This is a genomic window from Micromonospora sp. NPDC020750 (assembly GCF_044334565.1).
Classification (GTDB): Bacteria; Actinomycetota; Actinomycetes; order Mycobacteriales; family Micromonosporaceae; genus Micromonospora.
In genome coordinates this window covers 348,842-361,507 of record NZ_JBIRTH010000003.1, presented here as the reverse complement: position 1 = coordinate 361,507, position 12,666 = coordinate 348,842, and the positions used below count along the sequence as shown (strand labels likewise).

The window sequence follows — 12,666 nt, the reverse complement described above, 5'->3', positions numbered from 1 at the left end:
ACCGTCACCGCCAGCCCTTGACCACCAGGTCCACCTCGTCCAGCAGACGCTGCCAGCCGCTCAGCCGCCGGACGGGTCCGGCCGGGTCGAGCGTCGCGAGGAGATGACGCCGATGTTCGTTGAATCGGGCCTTGATCCTCTCGCGTCGGCGTCCGGTGACGTCGGCAGCCGCCAGGATGCAGTCGCGGAGCAGCACCTTGGGGTCGGCGACGGTTTCCACCTCGTGCAGCTTCGGCAGGCCGAGTCTCGTACGCCCGGTCGGGTTCTCCGCGACCTTCCTGATCGCCGCCTCGTCGAGCAACAGCCATGCCTCGGTCGTCCGAACGGGAATGATCGGGACCAGGGCCGCGTCCGGCGACACCTGGGCGACCGCCGTCCTTACCTCGTGCAGCCGGGCGGCGTAGCCCGCGTTGTCGGCGTCCCGGTGCACCACGAGCAGGTCGACCGGGCCGTGCGTCAGCTCCAGGCCGGCCCGTACGCGGGACCCGACGTCCTTGCCCACACCGGTCAGGCGCTCGAACGCGGGCTGGCTGAGGCTGAGCTCGACGCCACGTTCGCAGAACAGCGACTCGACGAGCTCGGCCAAGGGCTGGTCGGAGGTGCCCTCGGCGACGAAGAGGCCCGAGCGCGCGCGGCGGTTCACGCGATGAGACCCGGCGGGAGGCGGAGCTGTGCCGACGGCGGATTGGCGAGGTAGGCCACCACGTCCGCCTCCGAGAAGGTGGGTCGTCCCGGCTGGGCCCGCCATGATTGCCGGTACGGCACGAGTGACAACGAGCGGACCACCCCCCGCTCTGGCGTCGATCTCGGCCTGAGCTGCGCCAGCAGCAGATCCGCCGGGTCGCAGAGCTGCACGACCCCGGGCGCGTGGGTGTTGACGATGACCTGCCGGAACGGGTTCGCGTCGTCCGGTCGGTCGGTCGGGTCCACGGCGAGATCGCGCACGAGCTGGACCATCGCGGGGAGGTTCGCGGGATGGATGCCGTTCTCCGGTTCCTCCATGCAGATCAGCCCGGTGAACTGCGCGTCCTCCAGCAGGATGCAGAGCGCCAGGAAACGCAGGGTGCCCTCGGAGAGGGCACGGGCCGACAGCCTCAGCCCACCCCTCTCCTGAAGGAACAGGGTGAACAGCTCGCGGGCGTCGTCGAACTCGACGTCCAGGTGATCCACGCCAACGCCGGTGAGGTCGCTGAGCCTGCCAGCCACGGCCGCGTACGCCCGTTGCGGATCGGCCGACCAGTCCGGCGCGTGCGCCACCCGATACAACGTGCTGGCCAGGTGCCGGCCGTTCGGGGCGAGGGAGTCAGCATCCGACGCCTCGTCCGGTGCCCGGAGCGCGGACGGTTCCAGGGCGAGCCGCCGCCAGCTCCGCATTTCCTGCCGTGCCGCGAGGGCGGTCGGATAGTCGGCCGTGTTCACGGTGCTCAGCACGGTGCGACTCGCACGCTCGCCGACGCGTGACCGTTTGGCGGTGCGGTCCTCGTCGAGGACGTCCACGACGAGGCCGTGGCCGTCCTGCTGCCGGGTGGCGAGGAAGAGGTGTTGCCGATCCGAGGTCCTCATCACCGAGTCGAGGAACTCTTTGGCGGCAGGGAAGCGCAGCCGCGCGGCGGTGTCGTCGACCTGCCGAAGGTCCTCCCAGACGAGCTGAAGCCGGCCGGGGCCGTGTTCCCCCCGGCCGGCGTCGTAGCGGAGCACCACCTCGTACCGCAGGAAGGTCGCGGAGGGGCGGGCCCGCTCACCCAGTTCGTCCTCCACCTCCGGCGGCACGATCATCTCGGCCGCCAGTGTCATGACGTGGCGGTCGCTGCGGTATCCGTCCCAGAAGAGGTCCCGGGGGTCACCGCCACGGTTCCCCGCCGCGCTGCGTACCCGCTGGGACGCCTGCTGCAGCGGGTCGGTCGCGAGGTAGGACAGGAACTCGATCGCGTCGAAGACGTTGGACTTGCCCATGCCGTTCGCCCCGGCGATGCAGGTGAAGGGACCGAACTCGACGTCCATGTCGAGCAGGTTCTTGAAGCCCTGCACTTGGAGGCGGGTCAGCATTGTCAGAGCTTAGCCAGCCAGGGCGTCCGCACAGCTAAGCCTCGACGCCGGGTTGCCGGGGCGAGTCGTCGCGCGAACGACGGACGCGCGCCCACGCCAGGAACCGGTCGAAGAGCTGCCCCGGCTCCGGGGCGTCGTGCGGGTTGAGGGTGTACAGATGGCCGGTCGCCTCGTGAAACAGTCCGGCGAGGTGGATCAGCAACGCGATCCGGTCGTCGGCGTACTCCCGGAGCAGGGTGAGCCGGGCCGTGGCGCACGGCCACGGGGCGGCGCAGGCCCGGCAGAGCCAGAGCGGGCGTAGCGGCAGGTGCCGGCCGGTCCCCGTCACCAGTGACCGCCGTTGTTCCGCCGGGTCCGCGCGTCCCCGGTCCGGCGGACCCGTCCCGCCAGCGGGTGTTGCGCGGCGGCGGGGCCGGCGGCTCGGTGGGCGGGGTCGCGTGCCGGTCCGGGCACGCCGTCCAGCGCAGGCCGCACGAGCACCAGCGCTGCCATCCGCGCCAGGTCCGCCGGTGGCGCGGGCCGAGGAGGATCGGCTCCGCGCCGCGCTGCCGGCCCGGCCACATCACCGCCACCCCTCGGGTACGCGGAACCGCTCGTCGCTAATCGTTGAGTGCACGCCTTCCCGCCCTTCCTCGCCGAGGTGGGGTGGCACCCGGCCGACCGGGGGATGGTCGACCGGGTGCGTCCTGCGCAGGACCACCGGCTCCGGGTTTGCAGACCTGGGAGCCAGCCGCTGCGAGCTTTACACAACAAGATGTGTAAAGCAAGGAAGAGCTCATCCTTACTTGTTGTGGGTAGTAGTTCATGGTCGAATGGCGGTGCAGACCTGGGAGTGTGGATGCCCGCTAAGGCAAAGTGGGCGCAGCTCGCCGACAACATCCGTGAGCGGGTCGAGTCCGGCGAGCTTGCGCCAGGAGACAAGCTGCCATCGACCGCGCAGCTCAAACTGGAGCACGGCGTGTCGGCGACGGTCGTGCGTCAGGCGATCCTTGTTCTACAAATGCAAGGACTGGTCGAGGGTGTTCACGGTGTCGGGGTGTTCGTCGCCGAGCGGCCGGCGGGCTGACCGATGCGTCCGTGACTGGCGCGTCGTGTCCGAGTGGACCGACGCCGTCACCTCGTTACGCTGGCCGCGATGAGGAGGCGGCATGCTGCTGAGCTTTCGGGTCGCCAACGTGCGGTCCTTCCGCGACGAGCAGGAGGTGCTGCTTGTCGCCCAGGCGGCGGACGACACCCGATGGGTACGCGACGTCCGGCTTGAGGCAGGACAGGAGTTGGCGGTCTACCCGCTCATCGGCGTCTTCGGAGCCAACGCCTCCGGCAAGTCGAACCTGTTGATCGCCCTCTTCGAGATGCGTCAGGCAGTCCTCCGCTCCTACGCCGACTGGGCGTCCAGGCCCGGCGTACCGCGAGAGGTCTTCAACCTCGACCCGGAGGCGGCCTCGCGGGTGTCATTCTTCGAGATCGACTTCATCGAATCGGGTATCCGGTACACGTACGGCTTCGAGTTGAGCGCCGAGCGGGTGGAGGGGGAGTGGCTGCATGCCTATCCCCGTGGTCACCGACAGGTCTGGTTCGACCGGGACGCCAGCCGCGCGAGACAGTTCGAGTTCCCCAGCGAGCGGCTGAGGGACCGGGCGCAACTCGTCCGGTTGACCCGCCCCGACGCCTTGTTCCTCTCGGTCGCGGGTGCGAGCAACCACCCGCAGCTCGGCCCGTTGTTCGCCTGGTTCAGACGTAACCTGCTCTGGGCCAGCCCCGACAAGAACCTGCGGATCCGGGAGGACTTCACCCGCAAGGAGTTGCGTGGCGTGAAGCGTGACCGGATCGAGGCCCTGCTCCGCGTCGCCGACCTCGGCATCCAACGCATCGAACTCGTCGACCCGCATGACGCCTCGGCAGAGCAGGAGGTCCGGCTCTGGCACGCCGGCTCCCACGGCGACAGCTACCCGGTGGCCTGGGAGGACGAGTCGTTCGGCACCCGTTCGTGGTTCGCGCTCCTGGGGCCGGCGCTGATCGCCCTCGACGAGGGAAGGGTGCTCCTCGTCGACGAACTGGACGCCAGCCTCCACCCACGGTTCGCAGCCGAGGTGATCCGGCTCTTCCAGGACCCGGAGGTGAACACCCGGGGCGGCCAACTGATCTTCACATCGCACGACGTGACCGTCCTCGGCGCCCAGCCCGGCGACCGCCTGCTCGACCCGGGCCAGGTGTGGCTGGTGGAGAAGGACAAGAGCGGGGCGAGCTCGCTGTTTCCGCTGACCGATGCGCAGCCTCGCTCCGGCGAGGATCTGCTCGTCTCATACCTGGCCGGCCGTTTCGGCGGGGTCCCCGCCCTCAGTGAGGGGCAGATCGGACGGCGGCTGCGTACGCTGCGTGGCGCGGAGGGGGCCGCGTGACCGTGCGCAGGCGTGGCCGCGAATCGTACGAGAGGCTGCCCCGGGGGACCGCGCGTCGGCGGGACGTGTGGGTCTTCACCGAGGGGGAGTTGACGGAGCCCCAGTACGTCGACCTGGTGAAGGACCTCCAACCCGTCCGGCGCAACGAGGTCCACATCGCCAACGACACACGTCGTCCAGGGGGCCAGCGGGGACGTGGCACGGGTGGCTCGGGCCGTAAGCCCAAGGATCTGGTCGAGGACGCGATCGACCTGCTCGACAGGCTGCGGGAGCAGGTGCGCGGGCTGCCGGACGAGCTCATGCCGGTCGTCTGGTGCATCTTCGACCGGGACCAGCACGAGGACGTCGACCAGGCAATTGCCCGCGCCACCCGGGCCGGCGTGCGAGTGGCGTTCTCCCATCCCTGCTTCGAGCTGTGGCGGCTGCTGCACCACCAGCCGTACACCGCCCGGGCCAGCGGGAACTGCGAAGAGGTCGCCCGCCGGCTACCGGGCGTTGCTTCGTTGACGGCGCAGGAGCGTAAGGCCGTCACCTTCGGCCAGATCCAGGGCGGTTTCGCCGACGCGAGGAAGCGCGCCGTGCAGCTCGAACGGCAGTACGCCAGCCATGTGCCGTTCAGCCAACGTGACCCGTACACGGACGTCTGGAAGTTCGTCGAGGACCTCGGAGTGACCGAGTACTAGAGCCCACGATCAGGGCCGCGCCGGTCACGGGGACGACCGTGCCCATCCCGGGTCTCGGCACCGACCCGCGATCGTTGATCATCGCCGCTCGCACGATACCGATGGCCGTCCATCACCTAACGTGGATCGGGGCGCTGCACCGCCTCGATCGTCACCAGCTCCGCCAGGCCCGAGAAATCGGCCGGGTTGGTCGTGTAGAGCGGCAGCCCGTGAACGTGGGCGACTGAAGCAATCATGAGATCCGCGATGCGACGGCGGGTGCCACGACCGGAGGCGAGCACGGCCGCCGAGATCAGGCCGAACGCTCGTGCTGCCTCGCCATCGAACGGCAGCGGGTCGAAGGTGGCCTCCACGTGCTGGAGAACGCTCATCCGCCGGGCACGCTCGCGCGGATCGTCGGTGTGGTGCGGCCCTGCGGACAGTTCAGCCAGCGTGACCGCGCTGATGACCATCTCCTCCGGAAGCTGGTGAGGGGTGAGTGCGGCGAGGTGAATGACGATGTTGGTGTCGATCAGCCCGCGTCCGGGGGCTTCACCACTCACGGTCGGACAGCTCTTGTTGTATGGCCTCGTCGAGGTCGGCCCGGAAAGTGGCGGGGTCGAGGACAGGCGCGGTGGCGAAGGCGGCGACGACCTCGGCCCGCGGTACGAAGGTGCGGCGGCGGATCGGGATGAGCCTGCCGATCGGAGTGCCATTGCGGGTGATCGTGAAGGACTCTCCCCGCTCCACCCCGCGCATGATCGCGCCAGAGTCGTTCCGTAGCTCGCGTTGCGTGATCTCGCGAGAAGCGTGCTCAGCCACGAGAGCAGTCTACCGAGATTGTGCTACGAGGTGCTACGCAGATCGCTCCTGCGGCGTGGCCTCGACCGGTGGCGTGAGGCGGCGCAGGACCGGGGTGAGCGGGTCGAGGGCGTTGGCGCGTACGACGAAGCGGGTGACGCCCCAGCGGCGCTCGTGCTCGGCGACCGCCGCGACGATCTCGTCCTCCGTGCCGATCAGCACGAACGGCGTGGCCAGCAGTTCGGCGACGGTGAGGCCGGTCCGGGCGGCCTGTTCGGCGGCGGCGGCCTCCGCGTCGTCGGTCACCAGCACCGTCTGCACCAGCGCCTCCAGGGCCGGCGGGTCGGTCCGGCCCGCCGCCCCCTCGGCGACGCGGGCGAGCTGCGCCTCGATCTGGTCGGCCCGCCACCGGGCCTCGTGCTGGTGGCCGTCTTCGAGGGTACGGCCGAAGCCGGCCAGCCCGACCACGTCGGCGTGCGCCCCCGCCCAACGCAACAGCGTCGAGTTGGACGTCCCGACGGTCAGCGGGACGCGCCGCTGCACCGGCCGGGGCGAGGTCAGCCGGGCGGCGTGCACGGTCAGCTCGGGGGAGTCCACGGTGACCTCCTCCCCGTCGAGCAGGGCGCGGACCGCCTCGGTGACGGCGAGGCAGCGACGTACCCGGCCGGCCACGTCGGGGCGTTCCCGGCCGACCGCCCGCCACTCGGCCGGCGTGTGGCCGGCGCCGACGCCGAGGCGGGCCCGCCCGCCGGAGACCACGTCGAGGGTTGCCACGTCGGTGGCGAGCAGCATCGGCTCGCGGACGCCGAGGTTCGACACGTACGAGCCGAGCCCGATCGTCGACGTCACCGACGCGGCGGCGGCCAGGGCCACGAACGGGTTGGCGCAGGAGCCGGGGTGGTCGGCGTCGAGCAGGGCGTCGAAGCCGGCGGCCTCGGCCCGGCGGGCCAGGTCCAGCCAGCTCGCCGCGTCGGTGGGGGTGGACTGGAGGGAGAAGGTCGCCATCGTCCCAGGGTGCGGCGTCCACGCGCGTCGGGCCAGCGCACCGGGCCGGATTCTGCCGACCGGCGAATCAGCCGACCGCTGAACGATCCCGGCGTGCCGGACCGGCCATCCCCGCCGCCCCGGTCGCCGGCCCCGCGCCTGCTCAGCAGGGCACGTTCCAAGCCGCACGGACGGTGTCACCAGGCCGGTGGGGCGAGGCCGAACAGTTCCTCGGCGGTGCCGGCGTCGGCGCTCAGCGCGTCGAGCGCGGCGATGATCGTCCGCTCCTCGAAGCCGAAGTGCGACTCGACGATCGCGGTGAGGCCGTCCAGCTCGGCGAGCATCTTGGCGGCGATGTCCGGGTCGGCAGCAGGCGGGCCGGCGGCCAGTTCCTCGATCCGGCGCACGATGCCGTCGATCATCCAGTGGTCCTGGGCGAGCTTCTCCAGCACCGGGCGCAGCCGCGGCTCCTCCTCGGCGAGCACCCGGAACGCGCCCGCGTCCTCGCCGGTGTGGTGCGCCGTGAGGGCGGAACAGAAGCTGAGGCAGTGGGCCCGCAGGCTGCGCAGCCGGTCGTCGCCGGTCGGCGTCGCCGCGCCGGGTTCGAGGCTGGCCCGCAAGCGGGCCAGCTCCTCGCGGAGCCAGTGGTGGATCTCGATCAACTGGGTGCCGAGCGCCGTGAGGCGGTCGCCCGGCCGGGGGGAAGGGTGCACATCAGTCCCGTACGTCCCGCGCCTCCATGCCCTCGGCGGTCTCCTTGCCGGGTGCACCGCGACGCTGGCGATGATCCTACCCACTGTGGCCGCCGGGTGCCGGCCCTGCGGGCTCGCACCCACAGTGATGCCGCTGGGCCCTGCGGGCTCGCACCCACAGTGGCCGCCGGGTGCCGGCCCCTGCCAACCAGCGCCCGGCGTGGTCGGCCGGCGAGCCGATCACCGCTGGCCGGGCGGCTGCTCCCCGGAGGCGTTCTCGCGCCACCGGGCCCGCCAGGCGGCCTCGCTCGCCTCGTGGCTGTCGCGCTCGCGGATGACCTCCTCGTGGAGGGCGAACCGGCCCTCCGCCATGATGATCACCTCGGCCGCGACCAGGCCCACGCAGATCGCGGTCAACAGCGCCATGGCGGCCAGCCCGGGCAGGCGCACGCCGACCGGAATGCAGGCGATGAGCACCACGACGGCGGCGACCCGGGTCCAGGACAGCGTGCGCAGCGTGCGGAACTGGAACAGCATGTTCCCGCACAGGTAGCAGGCCACCCCGCCGAAGAGCAGGGGCACGGCCGGGCCGTGGGCCGCCTCGCCGACGGGCACGTCGGGGCTGGTGATCCCCCGCACGATCTCCTCGGCGCCCAGGGCGAACAGGATGATCCCGGCGATCATCGGCAGGTAGAGGTAGGCGAACGCGTCGCGGGCCATCGCCGCCCGGGGGCGGCCCTTCGCGGCGTGCAGCGCGATCCGGGCGGCCGGCCCGATGACGTCGTAGTGGGCCCACCACAGCGCCGCGGTGAAGAAGATGCCGAGGACAGCCGCGGCGACCGCTGGCCAGGTGGGCGGCTGGCCGAGGAGGTTGCTGCCGACGCCGACCGAGATGACCGACTCGCCCAGCGCGATGATCAGGATGAGGTCGTAGCGTTCCGTCCAGTGCTCCGCCGACTGTACCTGCCACCCATCGGTGCAGAAGAATCCCGTGGCGTACTGGATCAGCACCGCTGTTAACCAGAGCCCGTCCCGGATCAGGGTCGCCCATTCCAGGTCGTCGATCGTGGCGGGCACCAGCGCCGCGACTATCAGCAGGAACGTGCTGAGCGCCACCTCCGGGGCGAACCGGAGCAGCTGCCGGCGCTCCTCCGGGCTCTCCCGCCCGGCGTACAGGTAGAGGAGGAACAGGTGTACGCCGCGGAGGACCACGTAGCTGACCGCGACGACCGCCGGCCCGGCTGAGCCCTCCCGCGGATCGTCGAACGCCTGGGGCAGCGCCAGCGCGAAGCAGAAGAGCGCGGCCATCCCGACGACCATCAGCACCGGGACGAAGCCCTGGCCGAGCCGGATCCGGGTGGCCACCAGGCTGTGCACCACCCAGGCCCACCAGAGCATGGCGAGCACCAGCATGGCGTGCAGCAGGGACGTGCCGGTGATCTCGGCGGCGGTCGCCCGGGTGATGATGAAGAACGAGAAGACGAAGACCAGGTCGAAGAAGACCTCGAACCTGTCGACCCGGGTGCCCGGGGCGACCGCCACGGCCGGGCCGAGCCTCCGCCGCCGGTTGCCGCCCACCCGTCCACTCTCGCAGCGCGCGGTGGGCCCGGGGTCGATTCGGCTCAGGGTACGTCGAGGAGTACCGGCGACGGGCGCCCCGGTCGGTGTGACCGGGGCGCCCGTCGCGTGGGACAGCGGAAGTTACAGGCCGAGCTCGGCCTCGAAGTTGCCGGCCTCCAGCCGCGCCTTGACCGCGACCAGGAAGCGGGCCGCGTCCGCGCCGTCGATCAGCCGGTGGTCGTACGACAGGGCCAGGTACACCATCGAGCGGACCGCGACGACCTCGCCCAGCTCCGGGTCGCTCACCACGACCGGGCGCTTCACCACGGCGCCCGTGCCGAGCATCGCCGACTGCGGCGACGGCACGATCGGGGTGTCGAACAGCGCGCCCCGGCTGCCGGTGTTGGTCAGCGTGAACGTCGCCCCGGCGATCTCGTCCGGGCTGATCTTGTTGGTCCGGGTGCGCTCCGCCAGGTCGGCGATCCGCTTGGCGATCCCGCCCAGGTTCAGGTCACCGACGCCGTGGATCACCGGCACCATCAGGCCGCGCTCGGTGTCCACTGCGATGCCGAGGTGCTCGGCCTCCGGGTAGGTGATCGTCCCGGCGTCGAGGTCCATGCTGGCGTTCACGATCGGGTACGCCTGGAGCGCCTCGACCGCCGCGAGGGCGAAGAACGGCAGGAACGACAGCTTCACCCCGTGCCGCTGCTGGAACGAGTCCTTGGCCCGGGCCCGCAGCTTGGCGACCTTGGTGACGTCCACCTCGACCACCGTGGTGAGCTGCGCCATCTCGTGCAGCGACTGCTGCATCCGCTTGGCGATGGTCGCCCGGATCCGGGGCAGCTTCTCGGTGGTGCCGCGCTTCGCGCTCGGCTGCGGCTTCGCGGCCGGCTTGGTCGGGGCCGCTGGGCCGGCCGGCTGCGCCGCCGGGGCCGGGGCGGCCTTCGCCGCCTTGGCCCGCTCCGCCGCCTCCAGCACGTCCTGCTTGCGGATCCGGCCACCCACACCGGTGCCGCTGATCGAGGACAGGTCCACCCCGTGCTCGCCGGCCAGCTTGCGTACCAGCGGGGTCACGTACCCGGCGGCCTCCTCGCCGCCCTCGGCGGGTGCCGACGGGCGCTGCGGGGCGGCGGTCGGTGCCGCGGGCTGGGCCTGCTGCTCGGCCTGCACCGGCTTGGCCGCGGTCTCGGCCTCCGCCGCCGGCTCGTTGTACGACTGACCCGGGGTCGGCTCCTGCACCTTCGGCTCCGGCTTGGCCTCGGCCTTCGGCTCGGGCTTGGCCTCCGGCTTCGGCTCGGGCTTGGCCTCGGCCTTCGGCTTGGCCTCCGCCTTCGGCTCGGCCGGGGCGGCACCGGCCGCGCCGATGATCGCCAGGTCGGCGCCGACGGCAGCGGTCTCGTCCTCGGCGACCTTGATCTCCAACAGGGTGCCGGCGACCGGCGACGGGATCTCCGTGTCGACCTTGTCGGTCGAGACCTCCAGCAGCGGCTCGTCCACCTCGACGGCGTCGCCGACCTGCTTGAGCCAGCGGGTCACCGTACCCTCGGTGACGCTCTCACCCAGGGCCGGCATCTTGACCGGGGTGCCCTCGCCCGACGGGGCCGGGGCGGCCTGGGCCGCCGGCTCCTCGACGGCCGGCTGCTCCGCCTCGGCCTGCGGCTCGGCGGCGGCCTCGGCGGCCTCCTCGGCCGGCTCCTCCTGCTGCGGCGCGGCGGCCTCGCCGCCTCCCGACTCGCCGCCCGCCGACTCGCCCTCGCCGGCGATGACGGCCAGCTCGCTGCCCACCTCGGCGGTCTCGTCCTCGCCCACCACGATTCGGCTCAGCACACCCGCCGCCGGGGACGGGATCTCGGTGTCGACCTTGTCGGTCGAGACCTCGAGCAGCGGCTCGTCGACCTCGACGGTGTCGCCCTCCTGCTTGAGCCAGCGGGTGACGGTGCCCTCGGTGACGCTCTCGCCGAGCCGAGGCATGGTGACCGATACCGGCATGTTCTAAGACTCCTTCATTCCCCTGGTGCGATTTCGCCCGTCTGCCGCCGGACGCCGCGGAATCAGTTCTCGATCAGGCGTGCGCGTGCAGCGGCTTGCCGGCGAGGGCGAGGTGCGCCTCGCCCAGGGCCTCGCCCTGGGTCGGGTGGGCGTGCACGAGCTGCGCCACCTCGGCCGGGTAGGCCTCCCAGTTGTAGATGAGCTGCGCCTCGCCGACCAGCTCGCCGACCCGGGCGCCCACCATGTGTACGCCGACGACGGGGCCGTCCTCGACCCGTACCAGCTTCACGAAGCCGGCGGTCTTGAGGATCTGGCTCTTGCCGTTGCCGCCCAGGTTGTAGTTGTACGTCTTGACCTTGTCGGCGCCGTACTGCTCCTTGGCCTTCGCCTCGGTGAGGCCGACCGACGCCAGCTCCGGGTCGCAGTAGGTGACCCGCGGGATGCCGGCCTCGTCGATCACGGCCGGGTTCTGGCCGGCGATCTCCTCGGCGACGAAGATGCCCTGCTGGAAGCCGCGGTGGGCGAGCTGGAGGCCGGGCACGATGTCGCCGACGGCGTACACGTTCGGCACGCCGGTGCGCAGTCGCTCGTCGGTCAGCACGTAGCCGCGGTCGGTCTTGACGCCCTGCTCCTCGTACCCGAGGTCGGCGGTGTTCGGGCCGCGGCCGACGGCGACCAGCAGCAACTCGGCCTCGATGGTCTCGCCGCCGGCGATGGTGACCTTGACGCCCTTGTCGGTCTTCTCGACCTTCTCGAACGGCTTGCCGACCTTGAAGTTGATCTTCCGCTTGCGGAAGGCCCGCTCCAGCGCCTTCGACGACTCCTCGTCCTCGGCGGCGACCAGCCGGGGCAGCGCCTCGATGATCGTCACGTCCACGCCGAAGGACTTCCACACGCTGGCGAACTCGACGCCGATCACGCCGCCGCCCAGCACGATCGCCGAGGAGGGGACCCGGTCGAGGTTCAGCGCGTGGTCGCTGGTGATGATCTTCTCGCCGTCGACCTCCAGGCCGGGCAGGCTCTTCGCGTACGAGCCGGAGGCCAGCACGACGTTGCGGCCGGTGTAGCGCTTGCCGTCGACCTCGACGACGTTCGGGGCGACCAGCTTGCCGGCACCCGCGACGAAGGTGATGTTCTTGGAGCCGCCCACCAGGCCCTGAAGGCCCTTGTACAGCCGGGAGATCACACCGTCCTTGTACGAGTTGACGCCCGCCATGTCGACGCCCACCAGCTCGGCCTTCACGCCGAACTGCTCGGACTCGCGGGTCTGGTCGGCGATCTCGGCGGCATGCAGCAGGGCCTTCGTCGGGATGCAGCCGTTGTGCAGGCAGGTCCCGCCGAGCTTGCCCTTCTCGACCAGTGCGACCGACAGGTCCAGTTGGGCGGCGCGCAGCGCCGCCGCGTAGCCGCCGCTGCCACCTCCGAGGATGACGATGTCGAAGGTTGCGTCGTTCGGCTCGCTCACGTCCAACTCCCAGTTCGCGTCACTGCATCGGGGGTCACGGCGGGGTGGCACGGACAGTCCCCACCTCG

General features: G+C 71.3%; 13 protein-coding genes. 3 read left to right on the top strand and 10 right to left on the bottom strand.

Annotated elements, in window-relative coordinates; all coding sequences use genetic code 11:
- Window positions 1-4: 4 nt before the first annotated feature.
- Genes ACH4T9_RS11850 through ACH4T9_RS11840 form a run of 3 tightly spaced genes read right to left on the bottom strand, consistent with a single transcriptional unit; the run spans window position 5 to window position 2,374 of the window.
- Window positions 5-643, bottom strand: a complete 639-nt coding sequence (locus ACH4T9_RS11850) for a hypothetical protein (RefSeq protein WP_396671043.1) — start codon at window positions 641-643, stop codon at window positions 5-7.
- Window positions 640-2,046 (bottom strand): AAA family ATPase, encoded by a 1,407-nt coding sequence (locus ACH4T9_RS11845; protein ID WP_396671042.1) that lies wholly within the window; start codon window positions 2,044-2,046, stop codon window positions 640-642. The genes ACH4T9_RS11850 and ACH4T9_RS11845 overlap by 4 nt, the downstream gene beginning before the upstream one ends.
- 34 nt (window positions 2,047-2,080) lie before the next feature.
- On the bottom strand, window positions 2,081-2,374 hold the full coding sequence (locus ACH4T9_RS11840) for a hypothetical protein (protein ID WP_396671041.1): 294 nt from the start codon (window positions 2,372-2,374) through the stop codon (window positions 2,081-2,083).
- A gap of 510 nt (window positions 2,375-2,884) precedes the next feature.
- Between ACH4T9_RS11840 and ACH4T9_RS11835 the strand changes: the two genes are divergently transcribed.
- The 3 genes from ACH4T9_RS11835 (at window position 2,885) to ACH4T9_RS11825 (ending at window position 5,128) form a co-directional block, all read left to right on the top strand.
- Entirely contained in the window at window positions 2,885-3,112 is a 228-nt protein-coding gene (locus ACH4T9_RS11835) for a GntR family transcriptional regulator (RefSeq protein WP_396671040.1), read from the top strand.
- A gap of 82 nt (window positions 3,113-3,194) precedes the next feature.
- Window positions 3,195-4,445 carry an ATP/GTP-binding protein gene (locus ACH4T9_RS11830; RefSeq protein WP_396671039.1) on the top strand — a complete coding sequence of 417 codons (1,251 nt, stop codon included), beginning with the start codon at window positions 3,195-3,197 and terminating at the stop codon, window positions 4,443-4,445.
- Window positions 4,442-5,128, top strand: coding sequence for an RloB family protein (locus tag ACH4T9_RS11825; RefSeq protein WP_396671038.1), 687 nt, complete (start codon window positions 4,442-4,444; stop codon window positions 5,126-5,128). The genes ACH4T9_RS11830 and ACH4T9_RS11825 overlap by 4 nt, the downstream gene beginning before the upstream one ends.
- A gap of 116 nt (window positions 5,129-5,244) precedes the next feature.
- Here the strand turns inward: ACH4T9_RS11825 and ACH4T9_RS11820 are convergent, their stop codons facing one another.
- From ACH4T9_RS11820 to lpdA, 7 genes are all read right to left on the bottom strand, one after another.
- Complete coding sequence (locus tag ACH4T9_RS11820) at window positions 5,245-5,670, bottom strand: type II toxin-antitoxin system VapC family toxin (RefSeq protein WP_396671037.1); 426 nt, start codon at window positions 5,668-5,670, stop codon at window positions 5,245-5,247.
- Window positions 5,660-5,929: a type II toxin-antitoxin system Phd/YefM family antitoxin gene (locus tag ACH4T9_RS11815; RefSeq protein WP_396671036.1), complete on the bottom strand. Its 270-nt coding sequence runs from the start codon at window positions 5,927-5,929 to the stop codon at window positions 5,660-5,662. Before ACH4T9_RS11815 ends, ACH4T9_RS11820 begins: the two co-directional genes overlap by 11 nt.
- A 33-nt stretch (window positions 5,930-5,962) precedes the next feature.
- Window positions 5,963-6,913, bottom strand: a complete 951-nt coding sequence (locus ACH4T9_RS11810) for an LLM class flavin-dependent oxidoreductase (RefSeq protein WP_396671035.1) — start codon at window positions 6,911-6,913, stop codon at window positions 5,963-5,965.
- 176 nt (window positions 6,914-7,089) lie between these two features.
- Window positions 7,090-7,605, bottom strand: coding sequence for a hemerythrin domain-containing protein (locus ACH4T9_RS11805; protein WP_396671034.1), 516 nt, complete (start codon window positions 7,603-7,605; stop codon window positions 7,090-7,092).
- Window positions 7,606-7,824: 219 nt separating this feature from the next.
- Entirely contained in the window at window positions 7,825-9,162 is a 1,338-nt protein-coding gene (locus ACH4T9_RS11800) for a low temperature requirement protein A (RefSeq protein WP_396671033.1), read from the bottom strand.
- Between the two features lie 123 nt (window positions 9,163-9,285).
- On the bottom strand, window positions 9,286-11,133 hold the full coding sequence (sucB, locus tag ACH4T9_RS11795) for a 2-oxoglutarate dehydrogenase, E2 component, dihydrolipoamide succinyltransferase (protein WP_396671032.1): 1,848 nt from the start codon (window positions 11,131-11,133) through the stop codon (window positions 9,286-9,288).
- Between the two features lie 73 nt (window positions 11,134-11,206).
- A complete protein-coding gene (gene lpdA, locus ACH4T9_RS11790) occupies window positions 11,207-12,598 on the bottom strand; it encodes a dihydrolipoyl dehydrogenase (protein ID WP_396671031.1) in 1,392 nt (463 codons plus the stop codon).
- Window positions 12,599-12,666 lie beyond the last annotated feature (68 nt).